Source organism: Mycolicibacter minnesotensis (genome assembly GCF_010731755.1).
GTDB classification, from domain to species: domain Bacteria; phylum Actinomycetota; class Actinomycetes; order Mycobacteriales; family Mycobacteriaceae; genus Mycobacterium; species Mycobacterium minnesotense.
On sequence record NZ_AP022589.1, the window covers coordinates 1412044 to 1431151 of the forward strand.

21 protein-coding genes are annotated in these 19108 nt (G+C 68.4%); 7 read left to right on the forward strand and 14 right to left on the reverse strand.

Features of this window, described 5'->3' with window-relative positions:
- Positions 1 to 5: 5 nt before the first annotated feature.
- The 4 genes from G6N09_RS06680 to ssd are packed head-to-tail and all read right to left on the reverse strand — an operon-like array spanning position 6 to position 3656.
- Entirely contained in the window at positions 6 to 596 is a 591-nt protein-coding gene (locus G6N09_RS06680; protein ID WP_179959882.1) for a type II secretion system F family protein, read from the reverse strand.
- Positions 593 to 1405 carry a type II secretion system F family protein gene (locus tag G6N09_RS06685; RefSeq protein ID WP_083026090.1) on the reverse strand — a complete coding sequence of 271 codons (813 nt, stop codon included), beginning with the start codon at positions 1403 to 1405 and terminating at the stop codon, positions 593 to 595. The genes G6N09_RS06680 and G6N09_RS06685 overlap by 4 nt, the downstream gene beginning before the upstream one ends.
- A complete protein-coding gene (locus G6N09_RS06690; RefSeq protein ID WP_083026092.1) occupies positions 1402 to 2577 on the reverse strand; it encodes a TadA family conjugal transfer-associated ATPase in 1176 nt (391 codons plus the stop codon). Before G6N09_RS06690 ends, G6N09_RS06685 begins: the two co-directional genes overlap by 4 nt.
- Positions 2574 to 3656: a septum site-determining protein Ssd gene (ssd, locus tag G6N09_RS06695; RefSeq protein ID WP_109558925.1), complete on the reverse strand. Its 1083-nt coding sequence runs from the start codon at positions 3654 to 3656 to the stop codon at positions 2574 to 2576. Before ssd ends, G6N09_RS06690 begins: the two co-directional genes overlap by 4 nt.
- Positions 3657 to 4072: 416 nt before the next feature.
- Here ssd and G6N09_RS06700 point away from each other — a divergent pair, with 416 nt between their 5' ends.
- Positions 4073 to 4939, forward strand: coding sequence for an HAD-IB family hydrolase (locus G6N09_RS06700; protein WP_083026095.1), 867 nt, complete (start codon positions 4073 to 4075; stop codon positions 4937 to 4939).
- Positions 4940 to 5365: 426 nt separating this feature from the next.
- Here the strand turns inward: G6N09_RS06700 and G6N09_RS06705 are convergent, their stop codons facing one another.
- Entirely contained in the window at positions 5366 to 6112 is a 747-nt protein-coding gene (locus G6N09_RS06705) for an oxidoreductase (protein ID WP_083026097.1), read from the reverse strand.
- A gap of 41 nt (positions 6113 to 6153) precedes the next feature.
- Between G6N09_RS06705 and acs the strand changes: the two genes are divergently transcribed.
- Positions 6154 to 8127, forward strand: a complete 1974-nt coding sequence (gene acs / locus G6N09_RS06710; RefSeq protein WP_083026099.1) for an acetate--CoA ligase — start codon at positions 6154 to 6156, stop codon at positions 8125 to 8127.
- A gap of 24 nt (positions 8128 to 8151) precedes the next feature.
- On the opposite strand, the gene G6N09_RS06715 is transcribed toward acs, so the two are convergent.
- Positions 8152 to 8868: a S1 family peptidase gene (locus G6N09_RS06715; RefSeq protein WP_083026101.1), complete on the reverse strand. Its 717-nt coding sequence runs from the start codon at positions 8866 to 8868 to the stop codon at positions 8152 to 8154.
- Between the two features lie 184 nt (positions 8869 to 9052).
- Between G6N09_RS06715 and G6N09_RS06720 the strand changes: the two genes are divergently transcribed.
- Positions 9053 to 9619: a phage holin family protein gene (locus tag G6N09_RS06720; protein ID WP_083026103.1), complete on the forward strand. Its 567-nt coding sequence runs from the start codon at positions 9053 to 9055 to the stop codon at positions 9617 to 9619.
- Positions 9619 to 10572 (forward strand): alpha/beta fold hydrolase, encoded by a 954-nt coding sequence (locus tag G6N09_RS06725; RefSeq protein WP_083026105.1) that lies wholly within the window; start codon positions 9619 to 9621, stop codon positions 10570 to 10572. The genes G6N09_RS06720 and G6N09_RS06725 overlap by 1 nt, the downstream gene beginning before the upstream one ends.
- Before the next feature lie 8 nt (positions 10573 to 10580).
- Here G6N09_RS06725 and marP read toward each other — a convergent pair whose 3' ends face one another.
- From marP to nth, 4 genes are read right to left on the reverse strand one after another with little or no spacing between them, the layout of a single operon-like run.
- Complete coding sequence (gene marP / locus G6N09_RS06730; protein ID WP_083026106.1) at positions 10581 to 11774, reverse strand: acid resistance serine protease MarP; 1194 nt, start codon at positions 11772 to 11774, stop codon at positions 10581 to 10583.
- Positions 11771 to 12535 (reverse strand): NUDIX hydrolase, encoded by a 765-nt coding sequence (locus G6N09_RS06735; RefSeq protein ID WP_234807020.1) that lies wholly within the window; start codon positions 12533 to 12535, stop codon positions 11771 to 11773. The genes marP and G6N09_RS06735 overlap by 4 nt, the downstream gene beginning before the upstream one ends.
- Positions 12536 to 12572: 37 nt before the next feature.
- Positions 12573 to 13196: a TlpA family protein disulfide reductase gene (locus tag G6N09_RS06740; protein ID WP_083026108.1), complete on the reverse strand. Its 624-nt coding sequence runs from the start codon at positions 13194 to 13196 to the stop codon at positions 12573 to 12575.
- 14 nt (positions 13197 to 13210) lie between these two features.
- Positions 13211 to 13957, reverse strand: a complete 747-nt coding sequence (nth, locus tag G6N09_RS06745; RefSeq protein ID WP_083026168.1) for an endonuclease III — start codon at positions 13955 to 13957, stop codon at positions 13211 to 13213.
- A 313-nt stretch (positions 13958 to 14270) separates the two neighbouring features.
- On the opposite strand from nth, the gene crp reads away from it, so the two are divergent.
- Complete coding sequence (gene crp, locus G6N09_RS06750) at positions 14271 to 14945, forward strand: cAMP-activated global transcriptional regulator CRP (RefSeq protein WP_083026109.1); 675 nt, start codon at positions 14271 to 14273, stop codon at positions 14943 to 14945.
- Between the two features lie 76 nt (positions 14946 to 15021).
- On the opposite strand, the gene G6N09_RS06755 is transcribed toward crp, so the two are convergent.
- From G6N09_RS06755 to G6N09_RS06765, 3 genes are read right to left on the reverse strand one after another with little or no spacing between them, the layout of a single operon-like run.
- Positions 15022 to 15798 (reverse strand): MBL fold metallo-hydrolase, encoded by a 777-nt coding sequence (locus G6N09_RS06755; protein WP_083026110.1) that lies wholly within the window; start codon positions 15796 to 15798, stop codon positions 15022 to 15024.
- A 6-nt stretch (positions 15799 to 15804) separates the two neighbouring features.
- Complete coding sequence (locus G6N09_RS06760; protein ID WP_083026112.1) at positions 15805 to 16272, reverse strand: RidA family protein; 468 nt, start codon at positions 16270 to 16272, stop codon at positions 15805 to 15807.
- On the reverse strand, positions 16269 to 16430 hold the full coding sequence (locus G6N09_RS06765) for a Sp36 family protein (RefSeq protein WP_109558927.1): 162 nt from the start codon (positions 16428 to 16430) through the stop codon (positions 16269 to 16271). The genes G6N09_RS06760 and G6N09_RS06765 overlap by 4 nt, the downstream gene beginning before the upstream one ends.
- Before the next feature lie 47 nt (positions 16431 to 16477).
- On the opposite strand from G6N09_RS06765, the gene G6N09_RS06770 reads away from it, so the two are divergent.
- Both G6N09_RS06770 and G6N09_RS06775 read left to right on the forward strand, forming a co-directional pair.
- Positions 16478 to 17500: an ATPase BagA gene (locus G6N09_RS06770; RefSeq protein WP_083026115.1), complete on the forward strand. Its 1023-nt coding sequence runs from the start codon at positions 16478 to 16480 to the stop codon at positions 17498 to 17500.
- Positions 17497 to 18657: an ATPase BagB gene (locus G6N09_RS06775; protein WP_083026117.1), complete on the forward strand. Its 1161-nt coding sequence runs from the start codon at positions 17497 to 17499 to the stop codon at positions 18655 to 18657. Before G6N09_RS06770 ends, G6N09_RS06775 begins: the two co-directional genes overlap by 4 nt.
- A 25-nt stretch (positions 18658 to 18682) precedes the next feature.
- Here G6N09_RS06775 and G6N09_RS06780 read toward each other — a convergent pair whose 3' ends face one another.
- Positions 18683 to 19018, reverse strand: a complete 336-nt coding sequence (locus G6N09_RS06780; RefSeq protein WP_083026119.1) for a WhiB family transcriptional regulator — start codon at positions 19016 to 19018, stop codon at positions 18683 to 18685.
- Positions 19019 to 19108: the final 90 nt, after the last annotated feature.

The following is a 19108-nucleotide window of genomic DNA, read 5'->3' on the forward strand; positions in this document are numbered from 1 at the left end:
CGCGATCACAGCAGACCCGACCGCAGGACATCGCCGGCCAGTCCGGCCACCACCGGGACGATGCCCAGGCACACGAAGGCAGGCAGGAAGCACAACCCCAGCGGCCCGGCGATCAGAACCCCGGCCCGCTCCGCGGCAGCCGTGGCCCTGTCCGCAGCCTCGGATCGGTATTGAACGGCGAGTTCGCCGAGGCCCGCAGCCAACGCCACGCCGGAGGACCCCGATCTCCGGGCCAAGCGCAGCACCGCGCTGGTCATTGGGTCGGCGGCGCCGCCGGCGCGCACGTGAGGCTCCGACCACGCGATTCCCGGTTCGGCACCGAGCGCCAACAGATCCGAGCCGCGGCGCAGGGCACCCGCCAGCTGCGGCGGCGCATGCCGGGCGGTGGCCGCGGCCGCGCCCGACACCGACATTCCCGCATTCAGACACAGCGCGAAGACCTCCAGGTCCGCGGCCAGCGTCAGTGCGTCGGCCCCCGGATCGGCCCGACGCGGCGACGGGGGCTGCGCCCGAGGTGATCCAGCCCGTGACCGGACCGTCGACGGTCCTGCAGCGGCGAGCACCGCGACCGCCAGCAACAGCGCAGCGCCACTCACGCGGCACCGCCCAACCGGGTGGTGATCCGGTCGGACCACAACAGGCCCGAGCAGACCAGGCTCATCCCGATCAGCGCCAACACCCCACCCGATTCGCTGAGCAGGAAGAGGACCGGGCGCGCGCCGATCAATTGGCCCAGCAGTACACCGAGCACCGGCAACCCGGCCAACAGTGCCGCTGACGCACGAGCACCGGCCATCCCGGCCGCGGTGCGCTCCGAGAATCTGCGCCGGGCAGCGATGTCGTTGTGCGCGGCCTGCATCAGGCTGGCGATCGCCAAGCCGTGCCGTCCCCCGAGCTCCCAGTAGGCCGCGAGCCGCTCCCACTGTGCGGGCATCGCCGAGTAGTGCGCCGCGTCACGCAGACCGTGTGCGACGTCGGCGCCCAGGCGGGCACGAGCGGCAACGCCGCCCAGTCCTGCCGCGATCCCGGGGTGGGTGGATTCGGCGGCCGCGATGGTGAAGGCCCGCAACGGGTGTGCCCCGACACGCAGCTCACTGACGAGGACCTCCAGTGCGGCTTCCCAGGCGCGTGACTCCGCGTCCGCCCGTCTACGCCGAAGGCCGCGCCGCCGCCGTACCGCAGCCGTGGCCGCCACCACCAGCCCGGACAGCCAGGCGCCGAGCGGTAGAGCCAGCCCAGCCAGCGCAACCCCGCCGATCGCCACGACGAGCAGACTCCATCGACCGGCCCGTCGGTCACCCCTTCCGGCGCGCGGGCGGCTGTCAGACACGAGTCGCCCACGCGGTGAAGCTCCCAGCAGCAGCGCCGCGGCCAACGCCAGCGCGGCGACCGCCGAGCCAATCATGCGGGCAGCCGATCGCGCAGCAGGTCGCGCAGTTCGCCGATATGGCCAGCCGGACCGCGTCCGGCCTGCCACACCGGTGCCGCCTCAACCTGCCAGGAATCGGTACGGCGAAGCAGTGAGATGTCGGTGAGTCGGCGCCTGCCGTCTCGCCCCCGCGCGACGTGCACCAGAACTTGGACCGCCGCAGCCAGTTGACTGTGCAGTCCGGCACGGTCCAGACCACCCAGTGCGGCAAGCGCTTCGAGCCGGGCAGGTACTTCGGCGGGGTTGTTGGCGTGCACTGTTCCGGCACCACCGTCATGGCCGGTGTTCAAGGCGGCGAGCAGGTCGACCACTTCGGCGCCTCGGACCTCACCGACCACCAGCCGATCCGGTCGCATCCGCAGGGCCTGCCGGACCAGGTCCCGCAATCCCACTGCGCCGGCGCCTTCGACGTTGGCCCCGCGCGCCACCAGTCGGACCAGGTGCGGGTGGCTGGGTTGCAGTTCTGCGGCATCCTCGACGCAAACCAGCCGCTCCTGCTTGTCGACCGCACCGAGCAGTGCGGACAGCAGCGTCGTCTTGCCGGCCCCGGTCCCACCGGAGACCAGAAACGCCAGTCGCGCGGCGATGACGTCGGACAGCAACTCCGCGGCCACGGGCGCGATCGCGCCCGTGGCGATCAGCGCGGCAAGATCCTGGGTGGCCGGCCTCAACACCCGCAACGACAGACAGGTCCCGTCGGCGGCGATGGGCGGCAGGATCGCATGCAGGCGCACGGTGAATTCGCCGGTGCCGATGCCGCGCAGCTGTCCGTCCACCCAGGGTTGAGCATCGTCGAGCCGGCGCCCCGCGGCTACCGCCAGCCGCTGGGCCAGCCGCCGCACCGCGGCCTCATCGGAGAAGCGGATCTCGGTACGCCGCAGCCCGCCGCCGTCGTCGACCCACACCGCATCCGGCGCGGTGACCAGCACGTCGGTGGTGCCTGCCGCACACAACAGGGGCTCCAACACTCCGGCGCCGGTCAGCTCGGTCTGCAGCACCCGAAGATTGGACAGCATCTCGGTATCGCCCAGGACACCGCCGGATTCGGCGCGGATAGCGGCGGCCACCGTCTGCGGGCCCAGCTCCGACGGCTGCCCCGACTGCGCCGCGAGGCGCTCCCGGACCCGGTCGATCAGCGAATCCCTCATGACACCAGGGCTTTCCGCTCAGGCAGTACAGCAAGGACCCGACCGGCCGCCAACGCCAGCGGGGCACGCCGGTGCAACCTCAGACCTGCGTATTCCAGTCGCTGAGCCAGCCGCGGGTCGGCCCGAAGCGAGGACAGCAGGGGAAGCCCGACGATCTCGGCCACTTCCGCAGCACGCAGTCCGCCCGGGGCCGGTCCACGCGCCACGAGGCCGACATTGGGGTTCAGCGCCCGAAGTCGTGGCGCAATCGTGGCGCCCGCCGCACACGAACGCACGTCGCAGGGACTGACGAGCACCGCTAAGTCGGCGGTGCCCAACGCTGCCTCGACCGGATCGATCCACGCTCGCGGTAAGTCGCAGATCACCGTGATCCCGCCGCGACGGGCCGCATCTACGACCGCTTCGACAGTGCCGCTGTCGATGTCGGGAACCTCAGCCTCTGGGGGGCCGCTCGACGCGCCCGACAGGACACTCACTCCGCGCTGGCGGGGCAGGGCGTCGCGCAACGCCGGCCAGGTCAGTCGCCCGCTGCGCTGCGTCAGGTCACTCCAACGCAGGCCGGTGGCACGTTCGGTTCCGACCAGTAGATCGATGCCACCGCCCCAGGCATCCAGGTCCACCAGTAGTGCGTCTCCAGCGCTCTGCGCCAGCGCTGCGGCCAGCAGCGAGGCCCCCGCTCCTCCGCGGGCGCCGATCACCGCGATGACATCACCCCGGCGGCCGCCATCCCGCACCGACTCGCAGGCCTCGGCCAGCTCAGCCACCAGCTCGTTGGCATCGGCGGGCAGCGCCAGCACGCGTTGCGCGCCCACCGCTACCCCGGCTTGCCAGGCGACCGCAGTGGGCGAAACGCTGGTGAGCACCACGACATGGGAGCGGCGCGGCAGCCGGTCCGGACCGCAGCGAGTGGCGGCTTCCTGGTCAAGCACCACGGCCGAAGCCGCCGACCAGGCCCTGCGGCTGGGCATGGCGGCACCGAGGTGGACCACGCGCACACCGACCGCGGCAGCCACCCGGTCCACTTCGTCACGCAGTACCGCTTGGGTGACGAGGGACAACAGGCCGGCGGCTGCGTTCACCGTCTCACCGTGACCCGGCGCCGCCCATCACGCTATCCGATATGGCCAACTGTGGATGAAATTCGCGTTTGTGGATAACTCAAAGTCGGTTACTGCCAGAAAAACCAGACTTTTAGTATGTAAAGCCGGATCTGTAACACGTTTCAGTCGACGTGGAGACGTTCCGGCGAACTTTTTACCGGTTAAAAAAGACGACCCCCGCCAGGGGGGGAGGAGGCGGAGGTCGTCGCGTATCAACCCCGGGGGGTCGGGCCGATACACCCTCGGCATAAGCCGAGTGATGCCACTATACACATGACTGGGCGGTCGGGCGCAAGTGTTACGTCAAATGCACGCCGGCCGTTCCCCACTGTGCGTGAGGTGCTCTTTCGGGCGTAGCACCCGCTTGGTTGAGACCCCCGACCTATGCTGAACCGGTGACCGCCTCCACACCGCAGCCGCAGTCACCACCCACGCCATCAGCGGCCCCCACCGACCCTTCCGGGTCGCCCAGAACCCGTACCGCAGCCTTTCTGGACCTCGACCAGACGGTGATTGCGAAGTCCAGCGCGCTGGCCTTCAGCAAACCCTTTATGGACCAGGGACTGATCAATCGCCGCACGGTGCTCAAGTCGAGCTACGCGCAATTTCTCATGCTGCTGTCCGGCGCCGACCATGACCAGATGGAGCGGATGCGGGCCCACCTGACCAACATGTGCACCGGCTGGAATGTGGAACAGGTCAAGGCCATCGTCAACGAGACGATTCACGACGTCGTCACGCCCCTGATCTTCGCCGAGGCCGCCGAACTGATCGCCGACCACAAACTCTGCGGCCGCGACGTCGTGGTGGTGTCGGCCTCCGGCGAGGAGATCGTGGCGCCCATCGCCCGCGCGCTGGGGGCGACGCACGCCATGGCGACCAGGATGGTTGTCGCCGACGGCAAGTACACCGGCGAGATCGCGTTCTACTGCTACGGCGAAGGCAAGGTGCAGGCCATCCGCGAGCTGGCCGCTCGCGAGGGGTACCCGCTGGAGCACTGCTATGCCTACTCGGACTCCATCACCGACCTGCCCATGCTGCAGGTGGTCGGACACCCGTCGGCGGTCAACCCCGATCGCGCGCTGCGCAAGGAAGCGATCGCCCACGGTTGGCCGATACTGACCTTCTCGCGTCCGGTGTCGCTGCGCGACCGGATCCCGGCCCCGTCTGGCGCCGCGCTGGCGACCACCGCAGCCGTCGGAATCAGCGCACTGGCCGCCGGGGCCCTCACCTACTCCGTGCTGCGCCGATTAGCACCCTGAATTGCGTTCCAGCAAACATCACTGATCACAATCCGATGACACGGCACGCGCCGTGCGCGATTGACCCTTGCTGTGGCGTGCATCACGTAGTACAAAGGAAGCACGGAAGCCGGCAAGGCCAGGGTCGACCCGGAAGAGAAGGATCGATCTCCCGAGCCGCACTTCCCAGTACGGAGAGCGGTACCCACGCGGAGCCACAGCCGCGAAGATGGCAGAAGTGTTGCGGGCCTGCGTAATTGCGGAACGTGATCGGTGTCAGCAGACCCTTGGGTGGGAATGCAGCCGAAGAACACCGCAGGAGCGCCGAGGCCACCCACGCAGCCCACGTTGGACGCTTGGTAACCGTGTACCGTACTAGCGGGCGGCGAGCCGAATCCCTTCGGATCGCCGCCCGCTTCGTACGTTCTGCAGCGTCGCCGCAGGCGCTTAGCGACCCGCCTCAGCAATCCCCAGAGCATCAAGGGCACCAGTGCGCATGGCGCCGCAACACAACAGCAGCCACGCCGTGACGCCTTGCGCCGAACCGCTCGCGAACTCCTTCGCAGCCCGCCGGTAGTCCCGCACCTGGCGCATCCAGGTCACCTCGGGCACGCCCAGCCCGTGACGGTCCAATCCGCTGGCGATCGTGACGAGCCGGGCCGCGGCTCGGGCCACCACGCCGTCGGCACTGCCGAACGGCGCCAGCGTCAGCAGTTCGCCGTGTACCACCGCGGCGAATACCGGCGCAGCCACCGAGGTGCCCCCGGTGGCAAGGTCGGCCAGCATCTCCAGCCTTCGGCCTACGGCCGCGCCGCCCTCGGGCCGACCAAGGCGTTCCTCCTCGACGAGGTCCGCGGCGGCCAACACGTGCAGCCGAGCCAAGGCCTGCAACGGCGCCCGCCGCCAGACCTCGACCAACGTGGTCTCTCCGCCCTCCAACGCCTGGGCCACCCGCAGGGCACCGGCGAACACCGGATCAGACGTCGCCGCGGCATCCACCGCCGCGGGCCCACCGTCGAGCACCGATGACGCCCGCGCCGCCCGCAGGGAAGCCTCCGCTGCGCTGACCGGCCAGCCCCGCATGTTGGTCTTATGCCGGTGCACCCGCGCCAACTCGTCGCGGACCTGCTCACTGGCCTCGGCGACACCGGGCAACGCCAATAACGGGGCGAGTGGATCCCGGGCAGTGGTCACGGGCTATAGACACTACCGTCGCGGTGATTAGGCTCCTGACGGTGAGCAGCAACTCAGACACCTCCCCCGCCCCTGCAACGCCGACGTACCCGCCGTCGGCAGAGTTCGCCGCGCAGGCCAACGCAGGTCCCGAGTTGTACCGTGCAGCCGAGTCCGATCGCCTCGGATTCTGGGCCGAGCAGGCCAACCGGCTGAGCTGGGCAACACCGTTCACCGAGGTACTCGATTACGCAGACGCCCCCTTCGCGCGTTGGTTCGCCGACGGCAGGCTCAACGTCGCCTACAACTGCGTGGATCGCCACGTGGAACAAGGCCACGGTGACCGGGTGGCGATCCACTGGGAGGGTGAGCCCCAAGGCGACACCCGCACCATCACCTACGCCGATCTGCTGGCCGAGGTCTCCCGCGCCGCCAATGCGCTGGCCGGGCTCGGCCTGGTCGCCGGTGACCGGGTGGCGATCTACCTGCCGATGATCCCCGAAGCCGTCATCGCGATGCTCGCGTGCGCGCGGCTGGGCGTCTTGCACACCGTGGTGTTCGCCGGGTTCTCCGCGCACGCGCTGCGCTCCCGGATCGACGACGCCCAGGCGAAGGTGGTCATCACTTCCGACGGGCAGTTCCGTCGCGGCCAGCCGGCACCGCTGAAGCCCGCGGTCGACGAGGCTTTGGGCGCGGCCGCCCAAGACAGCAGTGTCGAGCACGTGCTCGTGGTGCGCCGCACCGGCGGCGACGTTTCGTGGAACCCCGATCGCGACCTGTGGTGGCACGACGTGGTGGAGCCCGCCGAATCTCAGCACACCCCCGAAGCGTTCGAATCCGAGCAGCCGCTGTTCCTGCTCTACACCTCGGGAACCACCGGCAAGCCGAAGGGGATCGTGCACACCAGCGGCGGTTACCTGACCCAGGCCGCGTACACCCACCACTACGTCTTCGATCTCAAGGCCGACTCCGACGTCTTCTGGTGCACTGCCGACGTCGGATGGGTCACCGGCCACACCTACGCGGTGTACGGGCCGCTGGCCAATGGCGCCACCGAGGTGATCTACGAGGGAACTCCCGATTTCCCGGACCACCACCGGCATTTCCAGATCATCGAAAAGTACGGTGTGACAATCTATTACACCGCACCTACGCTGATCCGCACGTTTATGAAGTGGGGCCGCGAGGTGCCCGATGCCCACGACCTGTCCAGCCTGCGCCTGCTGGGTTCCGTCGGCGAACCGATCAACCCCGAAGCCTGGCGCTGGTACCGACGGGTGATCGGCGCCGATGCGGTGCCGGTGGTCGACACCTGGTGGCAGACCGAGACCGGTGCGGCGATGATCACCCCGCTGCCGGGGGTGGCCGCGGCCAAGCCGGGTGCCGCGATGACCCCGCTGCCCGGGATCTCCGCCCGCATCGTCGACGATCACGGTGACCTGCTGGCTCCCGATCAATCGGCCGGGGAACCGGTCTCGGGATACCTCGTGATCGACCAGCCGTGGCCGTCGATGACCCGCGGTATCTGGGGTGACCGGCAACGCTTCATCGACACCTACTGGTCGCGATTCGCCGAGCAGGGTTGGTATTTCGCCGGTGACGGCGCCCGCTACGACGCGGACGGCGACATCTGGGTGCTGGGCCGCATCGACGACGTCATGAACGTGTCGGGACACCGCATCTCCACCGCCGAGGTGGAGTCCGCCTTGGTCAGCCATGAGGCGGTGGCCGAGGCCGCCGTGGTGGGCGCCATCGACGAGCAGACCGGCCAACGGATCTGCGCGTTCGTGGTGCTCGCCGCGTCCCACAGCAGGCTGGGCAATTCGATCGTCGACGAACTGCGCGAGCGCGTCGCGATAGAGATCTCGCCGATCGCCAAGCCCCGCAACGTCCACGTGGTGCCGGAGCTGCCCAAGACCCGCAGCGGCAAGATCATGCGTCGACTGCTGCGCGACGTGGCCGATGGACGTGACCTCGGGGATACCTCAACCCTCGTGGACCCCAGCGTGTTCGACGCGATTCGGGCAGCCGACTAGCCCCGTAGGGCAACCGGCATTCGGTCAACCGATCGGGACGAAACCCGCGCCCGGCCGGTCGTTGGCGTTGATGTCGCCCAGGACGGCGTTGATCGAGACCACGACCGCAGGCGTGTGCAACGGGATGTACTTGATCACGCAGGTCGGCAGGGCGTCACTGAACGCCCCGTGGATCATGCCCACCAGCATGTTGTTCACCACCACGGGCCCGCCGGAGTCGCCGGGCCGTCCGCAGACCTGCATCACGATGGTGCCCGGGTCTTGGCCCGGTCCCCAGGTCATCCCGCAGGAGTTGCCGGTGGTGCGGCCCTGTTTGCAGGCGATCTGGCCGACCGAGGGGTCCGGCCCGATGCCGCCGATCACGAACCCGCCGAAGTTGGGTACCGGCGTCACCTTGTTCGGGTCGAACTCGATCACCGCGTAGTCCAGGCCGTCATTGCCGGCCACCATGTGACCGATGGTGCCGGCGCCTTCTGAACCCTCGGCTGCCACCTGGGCGCCCGGGCCACCGCAGTGCGCTGAGGTGAAACCGATCAGGGCACCGGTCTTGTCATGTCCGATCGCGGTCAGCGTGCACAGCGTGTCCTCGTCGACGACGATGCCGGCGCCCCCGCCCATCACAACCTTGTCATCGGCGGCCACCTGGGCCGCCGGTGCTGCAACCGTGGTCACGGCGGCACACGCCGCCCAGACCACTAGTGCCGCTGCGGCACGCAGCATCCAGCGGTGCGCGATCTGCACAGCGGTTCTCCCGTCGATCAACCCCACCCCCGGTGGTAAACACCAGCCTAGCGGCGGCGGGCGACGCGGCGGGGCTGGGCACGCCGCAGCCCGCAGCCATCAGGGGGCTTTACCGGGGCCGCTCGTCGGGTCGGCCACCGCATGGCAACATTAAGCCGCGACGACGGCGAACGGAGGACAGCCAGTGAGCAAGGCCGATCGCAGGAACGCATCCCGCGCCTCGAACAGCTCGGCCAAGGCGGACCGCAACGGCGTGCCGAACACCGTGGCGACCATCCCGCTGGCAGACCCACACGCACTGCCTGCCGACCCATCCCTGGGTGACCTGGTCAAGGACGCCACGGCGCAGATATCGACGCTGGTACGCGCCGAGGTCGAGCTGGCCCGCTCCGAGATCACCCGGGACGTCAAAAGGGGCCTGACCGGCAGCGTGTTCTTCATCGCGGCCCTGGTCGTGTTGTTCTACAGCACCTTCTTTTTCTTCTTCTTCGTCGCCGAACTACTGAACATGTGGCTGCAGGACTGGGCGGCCTACCTGATCGTGTTCGGGATCATGCTGGTGGTGACGGTGGCCTTGGCAGTGGTCGGCTTCCTGCGGGTCCGGCGCATCCGCGGTCCCCGCCAGACCATCGAGTCGGTTCGCGAGACCCGCGACGCATTGCGCCCCGACCCGTCCCGCCTGCACGGCAAGTCGCCTGCAGCGGCGGGATCGCACGAGGGCAAGCCGACCACCGACCCGTCAGGCTGGTAGTGCCGCCACCGGATCCGTCGAGCACTCGCATCGACGGCCCGTGGCGCCACTGGGACATCCACGCCAACGGCATTCGCTTCCATGTCGTCGAGGCGGTGCCGGTCGGCGGCACCGGCACCGACGTCTCACCCACCGCACTGCCGCTGGTGATGCTGCTGCACGGGTTCGGTTCGTTCTGGTGGACGTGGCGTCATCAGCTGCGCGGACTGAGCGGTGTGCGCGTCGTCGCGGTCGACCTGCGTGGCTACGGAGGCAGCGACAAACCTCCCCGCGGCTATGACGGCTGGACGCTGGCCGGCGACACCGCCGGCTTGATCCGGGCCCTGGGGCACTCGTCGGCGACCCTGGTAGGCCATGCCGACGGCGGCCTGGTGTGTTGGGCCACCGCGCTGCTGCACCCCCGCCTGGTGCGCGACATCGCCGTGATCAGCTCACCGCATCCGGCGGCGCTGCGGCGTTCGGCGCTGACCCACACCGACCAGGGCCGCGCCCTGTTGCCGTGGCTGCTGCGCTATCAGGTGCCGTTCTGGCCGGAGCGCAACCTGACCCGCCATGGCGGCGCCGAACTCGAACGCCTGGTGCGCAGCAGAGCGGGGGCCAACTGGCAGGCCAGCGACGATTTCGCCGAGACCATCGGGCACCTGCGCACCGCGGTGCGGATTCCGTCTGCGGCGCACTGCGCGCTGGAGTACCAGCGCTGGGCAGTGCGCAGTCAGCTGCGCGCCGAGGGCCGCCGGTTCATGAAGGCACTGGACCTGCGTACGGTCACCACTCCGCTGCTGCATCTGCGGGGGGACGACGATCCCTATGTGCTGGCGGACCCGGTCGAGAAGACCCGTCGGTATGCGCCGCACGGCCAGTACGTGTCAGTGCCCGGGGCGGGACATTTCGCCCACGAAGAGGCGCCCGCGGTGGTCAACGATCACCTGATGCGGTTTTTGCAGCGGGACTAGCCGGCGGATTACTCCGAGCCCACGCAGGTCTGGGTCGGCACCGGCTGTGTGTCGCCGACGCGGGCAAGCTGTCCGGTCACCTCGTCGGCCGTCATGACGAACCCGGTGTCGGCGTCGTCGACCGCAGCGCCGAACACCACGCCGAGCACTCGGCCGTTCATGTCGATCATCGGACCGCCGGAGTTGCCTTGCTGGACAGTGCCCCTGATCGTGTACACCTGGCGGGTGACCGTCGCGTTGCGGTAGATGTCCGGGCCCTCGAGGTTGATGACGTCACGAATTCGGGCCGGCGTGGCCTCGAAGACACCGCCACCGGGGTAGCCCAGCACCAGCGCGTCGGTGTCAGCCTCAGCCAGAGCGGAGGCAAACACCAATGGGGGCAGGGGCAGATCGGGTACGGCCAGGATCGCGATGTCTTCCTTGGGGTCGAAGGAGATCACCGCGGCCTCGAAGGACTTGGCGCCGCTCTCCACCGTCACACTGTCTGCGCCGGCGACCACGTGCGCATTCGTCATCACCCGAGTAGGTGCGATCACGAATCCGGTGCCCTCCAGCACTTTCTGGCAGTTGGGTGCCACTCCCCGGATCCGCAGCACACTGGGTGCAGTGGCCTCCACCACGGGGTTGGCGGCCAACTCCGGGTCCGGAGCATCCACGGCGGCGATCGGGGCGCGGTTGAAGGGTTCGAGCACGGAGGGAAGGCCGGAATCGTCGAGCACCGCCGACAACCGCCGCGGCACGTTCTTGAGCCAACGCGGCGCGACATCGTCAACCTGGCGCAGCACACGCGAATCGTTGACGGCGGCGGCCAGGCTCGGTTGGTCGGAGGCGGTCAGCGGGGTGGCCAGCAGCCAGGCCGCGATCAGCACCACCACCAGCTGCAGCGCCACTCCGATGACGGAGTCCACGCCACGGACGCCCGGGTTGCGGATCGCTCCGCGCACCGCCCGGCCCAGCACCACTCCGGCGACCTCACCGATGACGACCATGGCCAGGATCAGAAAGAGTGCGGCGAACAGCTTCAGCCGGGCACCAGAGACACTCTCGATCAGGTGCGGGGCCAACAACACTCCGGCCATTGCGCCCAGAGCAACACCGACGAAGGACAGTAGGGAACCCAGCGCGCCGGAGCGCCAGCCGGAAACCGCGGCAACGAAGGCGATCGCGAGCACGGCGATGTCCAGCCACTGTGACGACGTCATATTTCGCCTTCTCCTCCAACCTGCGCCATGGCCTCGTCCAGCCCGAGCACCTCGGTGGTGTCCCAGGGCTGAGCCCAGCCGGCCACATCCAACATCGCCGAGATCACCTGGGCGGTGAATCCCCAGACCAGCATCTGGTTGAGCCGGAACGCCGGCATGGCCCAACGCCGACTGCGCGCATCACGGTAAACCATCAACCGGTTCTCGGGGTTGATGAATGCCCGGACTGGAACGCGCGCGACGATCGCGGTCTCTCCTGGATCCACCGCGGTCACCGGCCCGGGGTCCTCGGAGTAGGCCAGCACCGGCACCACCTGGAACCCCGAGGGCGCAATGAAGATCTTCTCCAACGCGACCAGCGGGTGAACGCGGACCGGATCGATGCCCGTCTCCTCGTTGGCCTCCCGCAGCGCAGTGGAGACCGGACCGGCGTCACCAGGATCGACCGCCCCACCCGGGAAGGCTGCCTGCCCGGCGTGATGACGCAGCGTGGAGGCCCGCACCGTGACCAGCAGGTCAGCCGATTCGGGGATGGCAGCCGTGGGGCCGGCCGGCGGTCCGGAGAACAGCACCAGGACCGCCGCATCGCGCCGGTTCCCGGTGATGCTGGCTTTGGCGTTGGCCGCTGTGATCATCGCGCGGACGTCGGCGGGCAAGCGCTGCACATAGGCCGAAGGCACCTTCTCGACGTTGTCGATCAGGGGGCGCAGCCAGGACGGTGCACGGGACGGGACCCAGGGCTGGGACTCGCCAGCGCTCACCGCGTCTCCCTCTTCGCCGGATCCTGATCGCCCCACATCAGCGACCGCTGTTCTCGACGGCGGCGGCGATCTCCTCGGCATTGGCGAAGGGCTGCGGCAGGATGCGGGCAACGCTACCGTCCGCGGCCAGGACCACCGTCGCGGGCATCACGTTGGGCACCCGCAATGCGGCAGCAATCTGACGTCTGCCGTCTTGCACGGTGGGCAGGTGCACGCCCAGCTCCGCCAGCAGCGCCAGCCCCGCTGCTTGGTTGTCGTCTTGATGCACCGTCACCACAGTCACGCCCGCCCCGGCCCGACGTTGGTATTCCGCGAAGACGCGCAGCTCGTCGCGGCAGGGCCCGCACCAGTACGCCCAAAGATTCAGCACCACCGTGCGGTCGGCGACCATGGCAGCCACATCAACCGGGGCGCCGTCGGCTGCGCACTCGACCGTGACGCCGCGTAGTGCGCTGGGGCCGGCGCCGGGCGACCCCACCGGGCAGGGCGACAGGGCGGCGCGCGCCCGCAGCATGGACAGGTCCTGCTCGGCGCCGGGCGCGACGGTGCCGCGGCCGTGCTGTACCGGCGCCGGTTCACGGCGCAGCTCGGCGACCAATCCGGTGAGCAGGGCGGCCACCACGGCCAATACTGCGAGGGTCCATCGGGTCGACGTGCTCATCGGCGCGGCAACCGCTACAGCCCGGCCAGGGCCAGCAGGTGTTCGGTCTCGGGACCCTTGACCAGCGCGGCGGCCTCCGCCGGGTTGGTGGGGCCGAGCCCGAATGAGGGGCAGTCCTTGGCCAGCAGGCACACCCCGCAGGCCGGCTTTCGGGCGTGGCATACCCGCCGGCCGTGGAAGATCACCCGGTGGCTCAGCAGGGTCCAGTCCTTGCGTTCGATCAGCTCACCGACCGCATGCTCGACCTTGACCGGGTCCTCCTCAGAGGTCCAGGCCCAGCGCCGCACCAGCCGGCCGAAGTGGGTGTCGACGGTGATCCCCGGGACGTCGAACGCGTTGCCCAGAATCACGTTGGCGGTCTTGCGTCCCACTCCGGGCAGGCTGACCAGTTCTTCCATGGTGCGGGGCAGCTCCCCGTCGAATCGCTCGACCAGCGTCTGGCCCAGTTTGGTCAGGGCCGCCGCCTTGTTGCGGTAGAAGCCGGTGGGCCGAATGAGCTCCTCCAGCTCGGTGCGGTCGGCTTGGGCGTAATCCAGTGCTGTGGGGTAGCGGGCGAACAACGCCGGTGTCGTCAGGTTCACGCGCACGTCGGTGCACTGGGCCGAGAGCACCGTCGCCACCGCGAGCTCCAGCGGCGTAGTGAAGTCCAACTCGCAATGGGCGTCGGGAAAGGCCTGCGCCAGAGTCCGATTCATCCGACGGGCGCGCCGCACCAGTCCGGTCCGGGTTTCCGTCCGCGCGGCGCGGGAGGCTTTGTCCACTGTCACCTCCGACAGGGTACTAATTTGTGACCCCAACGAGACCTTGCCCATGTTTACTGACGACTTGTGTCCTGGTTGTTGATCACCGCTATCCCGACGCTGCTGATGCTCTCAGCGGTCGGGCTGGAACGCATCGAAACCGGGTTGAGTCGGGTAGAGCAGGCGAATCCGCAGTTTCCCCCGAATCGCCATGCCAATCGTGTGTAGCGTTGTAACGTCGCTTGACGCCTGGCTCTAGACTCAGGTGGCTGGCCGGGATTCGGCTGGTGCTTACGATTACAAAAACCTTCATCAAAAACATTTAAGGGGCATCGTGGACGAGATCCTGGCGAGGGCCGGAATCTTCCAGGGAGTTGAGCCCAGCGCCGTGGCGGCGCTGACCAAGCAGCTTCAGCCCGTGGACTTTCCGCGCGGACACACCGTGTTCGCCGAAGGAGAGCCCGGCGACCGGTTGTACATCATCGTCTCCGGGAAAGTGAAGATCGGCCGGCGGTCTCCCGACGGCCGGGAGAACCTCCTGACCATCATGGGTCCCTCGGACATGTTCGGCGAACTCTCGATCTTCGACCCCGGCCCCCGGACCTCCGGCGCGACCACCATCACCGAGGTGCGCGCCGTCTCGATGGACCGTGACGCGCTCCGGTCGTGGATCTCCGACCGGCCCGAGATCGCCGAGCAGTTGCTGCGCGTGCTGGCCCGCCGGCTGCGGCGTACCAACAACAACCTGGCCGACCTGATCTTCACCGACGTGCCCGGCCGTGTCGCCAAGCAGCTGCTGCAGCTGGCGCAGCGGTTCGGCACTCAGGAAGGCGGGGCCCTGCGGGTCACCCACGACCTGACTCAGGAAGAGATCGCCCAGCTGGTCGGTGCGTCGCGGGAGACGGTGAACAAGGCGCTGGCCGACTTCGCCCACCGCGGATGGATCCGCCTTGAGGGCAAGAGCGTATTGATCTCCGACTCCGAGCGACTGGCTCGCCGAGCGAGGTAAGCAGTCTCGCCGAACCCGACGTTTTGCAGATGTCTACTCGTACTTTCTCTGCAGAACGTCGGTTTCGAGCCGCCGGTCAGCCCCTCAGATAGTTCAACTGGGCCTGAACCGAGTGTTCGGCCGCACCCCACAGCTCCTCGGCAACGTCGGTGTAGACGTGTTCCACGACCTGACGAGCGGTGGCGTCGTCGCCTAACGCGGCAAGCGCGGAGCGCACCTGGTCGAGCCGTTGTTCGCGGTGAGCCAGATACCCGTCGGCCACTGCTTCGATATTCGGCAGTTCTGGGCCGTGCCCGGGCAGCACGGTGCGTCCGCCCAACCCGCGCAGTCGCCGTAGCGAGTCCATATAGCGCGTCAGGTCGCCGTCTTCGGAGTCGATGACGGTGGTGCCACGGCCCAGCACGGTGTCGGCGGTCAGGACAGCGTCGTCCAGCACGAACGAGAGCGAGTCAGCGGTGTGCCCCGGGGTGGCGAACACCGTGATGCGTAAACCGGCGGCATCGATCACCTGACCGTCAGTCAGGCCGCCGCCGAGCCGGCGCTGAAATCCGCTGCCCGCCGAATACACCGGCACCCCGACCGCGTCCACCAGCTTGTCGATGCCCTCGGTGTGGTCGAAGTGCCGATGGCTGATGAGCACCAAGGCGATCTTGCCGATCTCGGCGAGCCGACCGATGTGCTCATCGTCTTCGGGCCCCGGGTCGACGATCACCACCTCGTCACTGCCGGGCCCGCGCAGCACCCAGGTGTTAGTGCCCTCCAGGGTCATCAGCCCAGGGTTGTCGGCCAACAACACCGACGCGGTCTCGGTGACCGGCCGCAGCCGACCGTAGGCGGGATGACTGGCCGACACCGCGGTCTACTCCGCCGCTGCCTTCAGCTCGACGATCAGCTCGACTTCGACCGGTGCATCCAGCGGCAGTTCGGAAACCCCCACCGCCGAGCGGGCGTGCTTGCCGGCATCCCCGAACACCTCGCCCAACAGCTCGGAGGCGCCGTTGACCACGGCGGGTTGGCCATTGAAGTTCGGCGCCGACGCGACAAACCCGACCACCTTGACCACCCGGGCCACGGCGTCGAGCCCGACCAGGGCATCGACTGCTGCTAGCGCATTGAGAGCGCAGGTGCGGGCAAGCGCGTGGCCCTCCTCCGGACTGACCTGCGCACCTACCTTGCCGGTCTGCGGCAAGGCGCCGGCCTGCATAGGCAGCTGGCCGGAGGTGTACACCAGGTTGCCGGTGCGCACCGCGGGAACGTAGGCCGCCAGCGGCGCCACTACCGCGGGCAGTTCGATCCCGAGCTCGCCCAGCCGGGCTCGCCAGCTCATTGCGGGCGCTTCAGGAAGGCGATGAGCTGCTCACCCGACGGCCCCGGGACCACTGAAACAAGCTCCCAGCCGTCCTCTCCCCATTGGTCGAGGATCTGCTTGGTGGCGTGCGTGAGCAAGGGGACGGTGGCGTACTCCCAGGCCGTGCGTTGACTCATGACAGCGAGCTTATCGCTAGCGCGCCCCGGCCCTTGGTTAGCATGCAGTGGTGACAGCCACATCCAGCAGCGCGCCTGCACTCGGCTGGCCTTCTCGATTGACGAAGGCCCGGCTGCATTTCGTGACCGGCAAGGGCGGTACCGGCAAAACTACGGTTGCGGCCGCGCTGGCATTGTCGCTGGCCGCCGGCGGGCGCCGGGTATTGCTGGTGGAAGTCGAAGAGCGCCAAGGCATTGCGCAACTCTTCGACGTTCCGCCACTACCCATCGAGCCGCTCAAGGTCGCCACCGCCGAGGACGGCGGGCAGGTCGATGCGCTGGCGATGGACATCGAGGCCGCGTTCCTGGAGTACCTCGACCTGTTCTACAACTTGGGGATCGCCGGACGCGCTATGCGGCGGGTCGGCGCAGTCGAGTTCGCGACCACCATCGCGCCCGGTCTGCGCGACGTGATCCTCACGGGCAAGATCAAGTACCACGTGGTCCAGGTCGACAAGAACAACAAACCGGTCTACGACGCCATCGTGGTCGACGCACCGCCGACGGGCCGGATCTCCCGGTTCCTCGACGTCACCAAGGCGGTGTCGCAGTTGGCCAAGGGCGGGCCGGTGCATTCGCAGGCCGACGGGGTGGTGAAGCTACTGCACTCCGATCAGACGGCGATCCACCTGGTGACGCTGCTGGAAGCTCTGCCAATGCAGGAAACCCTCGAGGCCATCGAGGAACTGCGCGAGCTCGACCTGCCGATCGGCAGCGTGATCGTCAACCGCGACATACCTGCGCACCTGGAACCCGCCGACCTGGCCAAGGCAGCCGAGGGCGTCGTCGATGCCGACGCGCTACGGGCCGGCCTGGCCGCCGCGGGAATCACGCTGGCCGACGAGGACTTCGCCGGGTTGCTGACCGAGACCATCCAGCACGCGACCCGCATCAGCGCTCGGACGGAGACGGCCGAGCAACTAGAGGATCTGGACGTGCCACGTTTGCAACTGCCCACGATCACCGATGGGATCGACCTGGGCAGCCTCTATGAACTTTCCGAGATTCTGGGCCAACAGGGGGTTCGATGACACCCGATACGACCGGCAAACCGCTGGCACTGGATTTGGCGGCGATCCTGGCCGACACCACCAATCGCGTCGTGGTGTGTTGCGGCGCCGGCGGCGTCGGAAAGACCACCACCGCGGCGTCGATGGCCCTGCGGGCCGCCGAGTACGGTCGCAACGTGGTGGTGTTGACCATCGACCCGGCGCGCCGGCTGGCGCAGGCCCTGGGCATCGAGGACCTGGGCAACCACCCGCAGCGCGTGCCGCTGCCTGCCGAGGTCCCGGGTCAGCTGCACGCGATGATGCTCGACATGCGCCGCACCTTCGATGAGATGGTGGCGCAGTATTCCGGGCCGGAGCGGGCCGAGGCGATCCTGAACAACCAGTTCTACCAAACGGTGGCCACCTCGCTCTCCGGCACGCAGGAGTACATGGCGATGGAGAAGCTCGGCCAGCTGCTCGGCGAGGACCGCTGGGACCTGGTGGTCGTCGACACCCCGCCGTCGCGCAACGCGCTGGACTTCCTGGATGCGCCCAAGCGCTTGGGCAGTTTCATGGACAGCCGGCTGTGGAAGTTGCTCCTGGGCCCCGGTCGAGGACTCGGCAAGCTGGTCGCCGGCGCGCTCGGCCTTGCGATGAAAGCCTTGTCGACCGTCCTCGGTTCCCAGATGCTCTCCGACGCAGCGAATTTCGTGCAGTCTCTCGATGCCACTTTCGGCGGCTTCCGGGAGAAAGCGGACCGCACCTATGAGCTGCTCAAACGGCGGGGCACCCAGTTCGTGGTGGTGTCGGCGGCCGAACCCGACGCACTGCGGGAGGCGGCGTTCTTCGTCGATCGGCTCGCAGGCGAGCGCATGCCCCTGGCCGGGCTGATCCTCAACCGCACCCACCCGATGCTGTGCGACCTGCCTATCGAGCGCGCCATCGACGCCATCGAGACACTGCATGAGCCGGCCGGAGAATCATTGCCCGAGGGCGCGAAAGCGCTCACCACGGCGGCGCTGCAGATTCACGCCGAGCGCGGTGCCACCGCTAAGCGTGAGATTCGGCTGCTCTCGCGATTCACCCGGGCCAACCCGCGGGTTCCTATCGTGGGAGTGCCGTCGCTGCCGTTCGATGTCTCCGACCTGGAGGCACTGGGAGCGATCGCCGATCAGCTCACGGCGAAGAAAGAGAAGTAGAACCGGAGAGAGACTCAGCCGGTGTTCAGCCGACGTCGCGCTGCTTGCGCTGGGCGGCGAAGTACTCGCGCCAAGACGTGACCTCGGGGTGCTGCTTGAGCAGCGCCCGGCGTTGCCGCTCGGTCATGCCGCCCCACACACCGAACTCGACGCGGTTGTCGAGAGCGTCAGCCAGACACTGCAGCACGACCGGACAGTGCCTACAGATGACCGCGGCTTTGCGTTGTGCAGCACCGCGAACGAAGAGCTCATCGGGGTCCGCGGCCCGGCAGACGGCCTGGGAGACCCAGGCGATTCGACCTTCGTCCTGCACACCACGCAGGCCCGTTCGGGGAGTTTGGGAATCCGACGCCGTTGCCATACTGGTGTGAACCGCTGTCGCTGCAACAGACACTGACGATCCTCCGTCCCGGCCGCCCCGGCAGCCACCTATTCAACATCGACACCGATC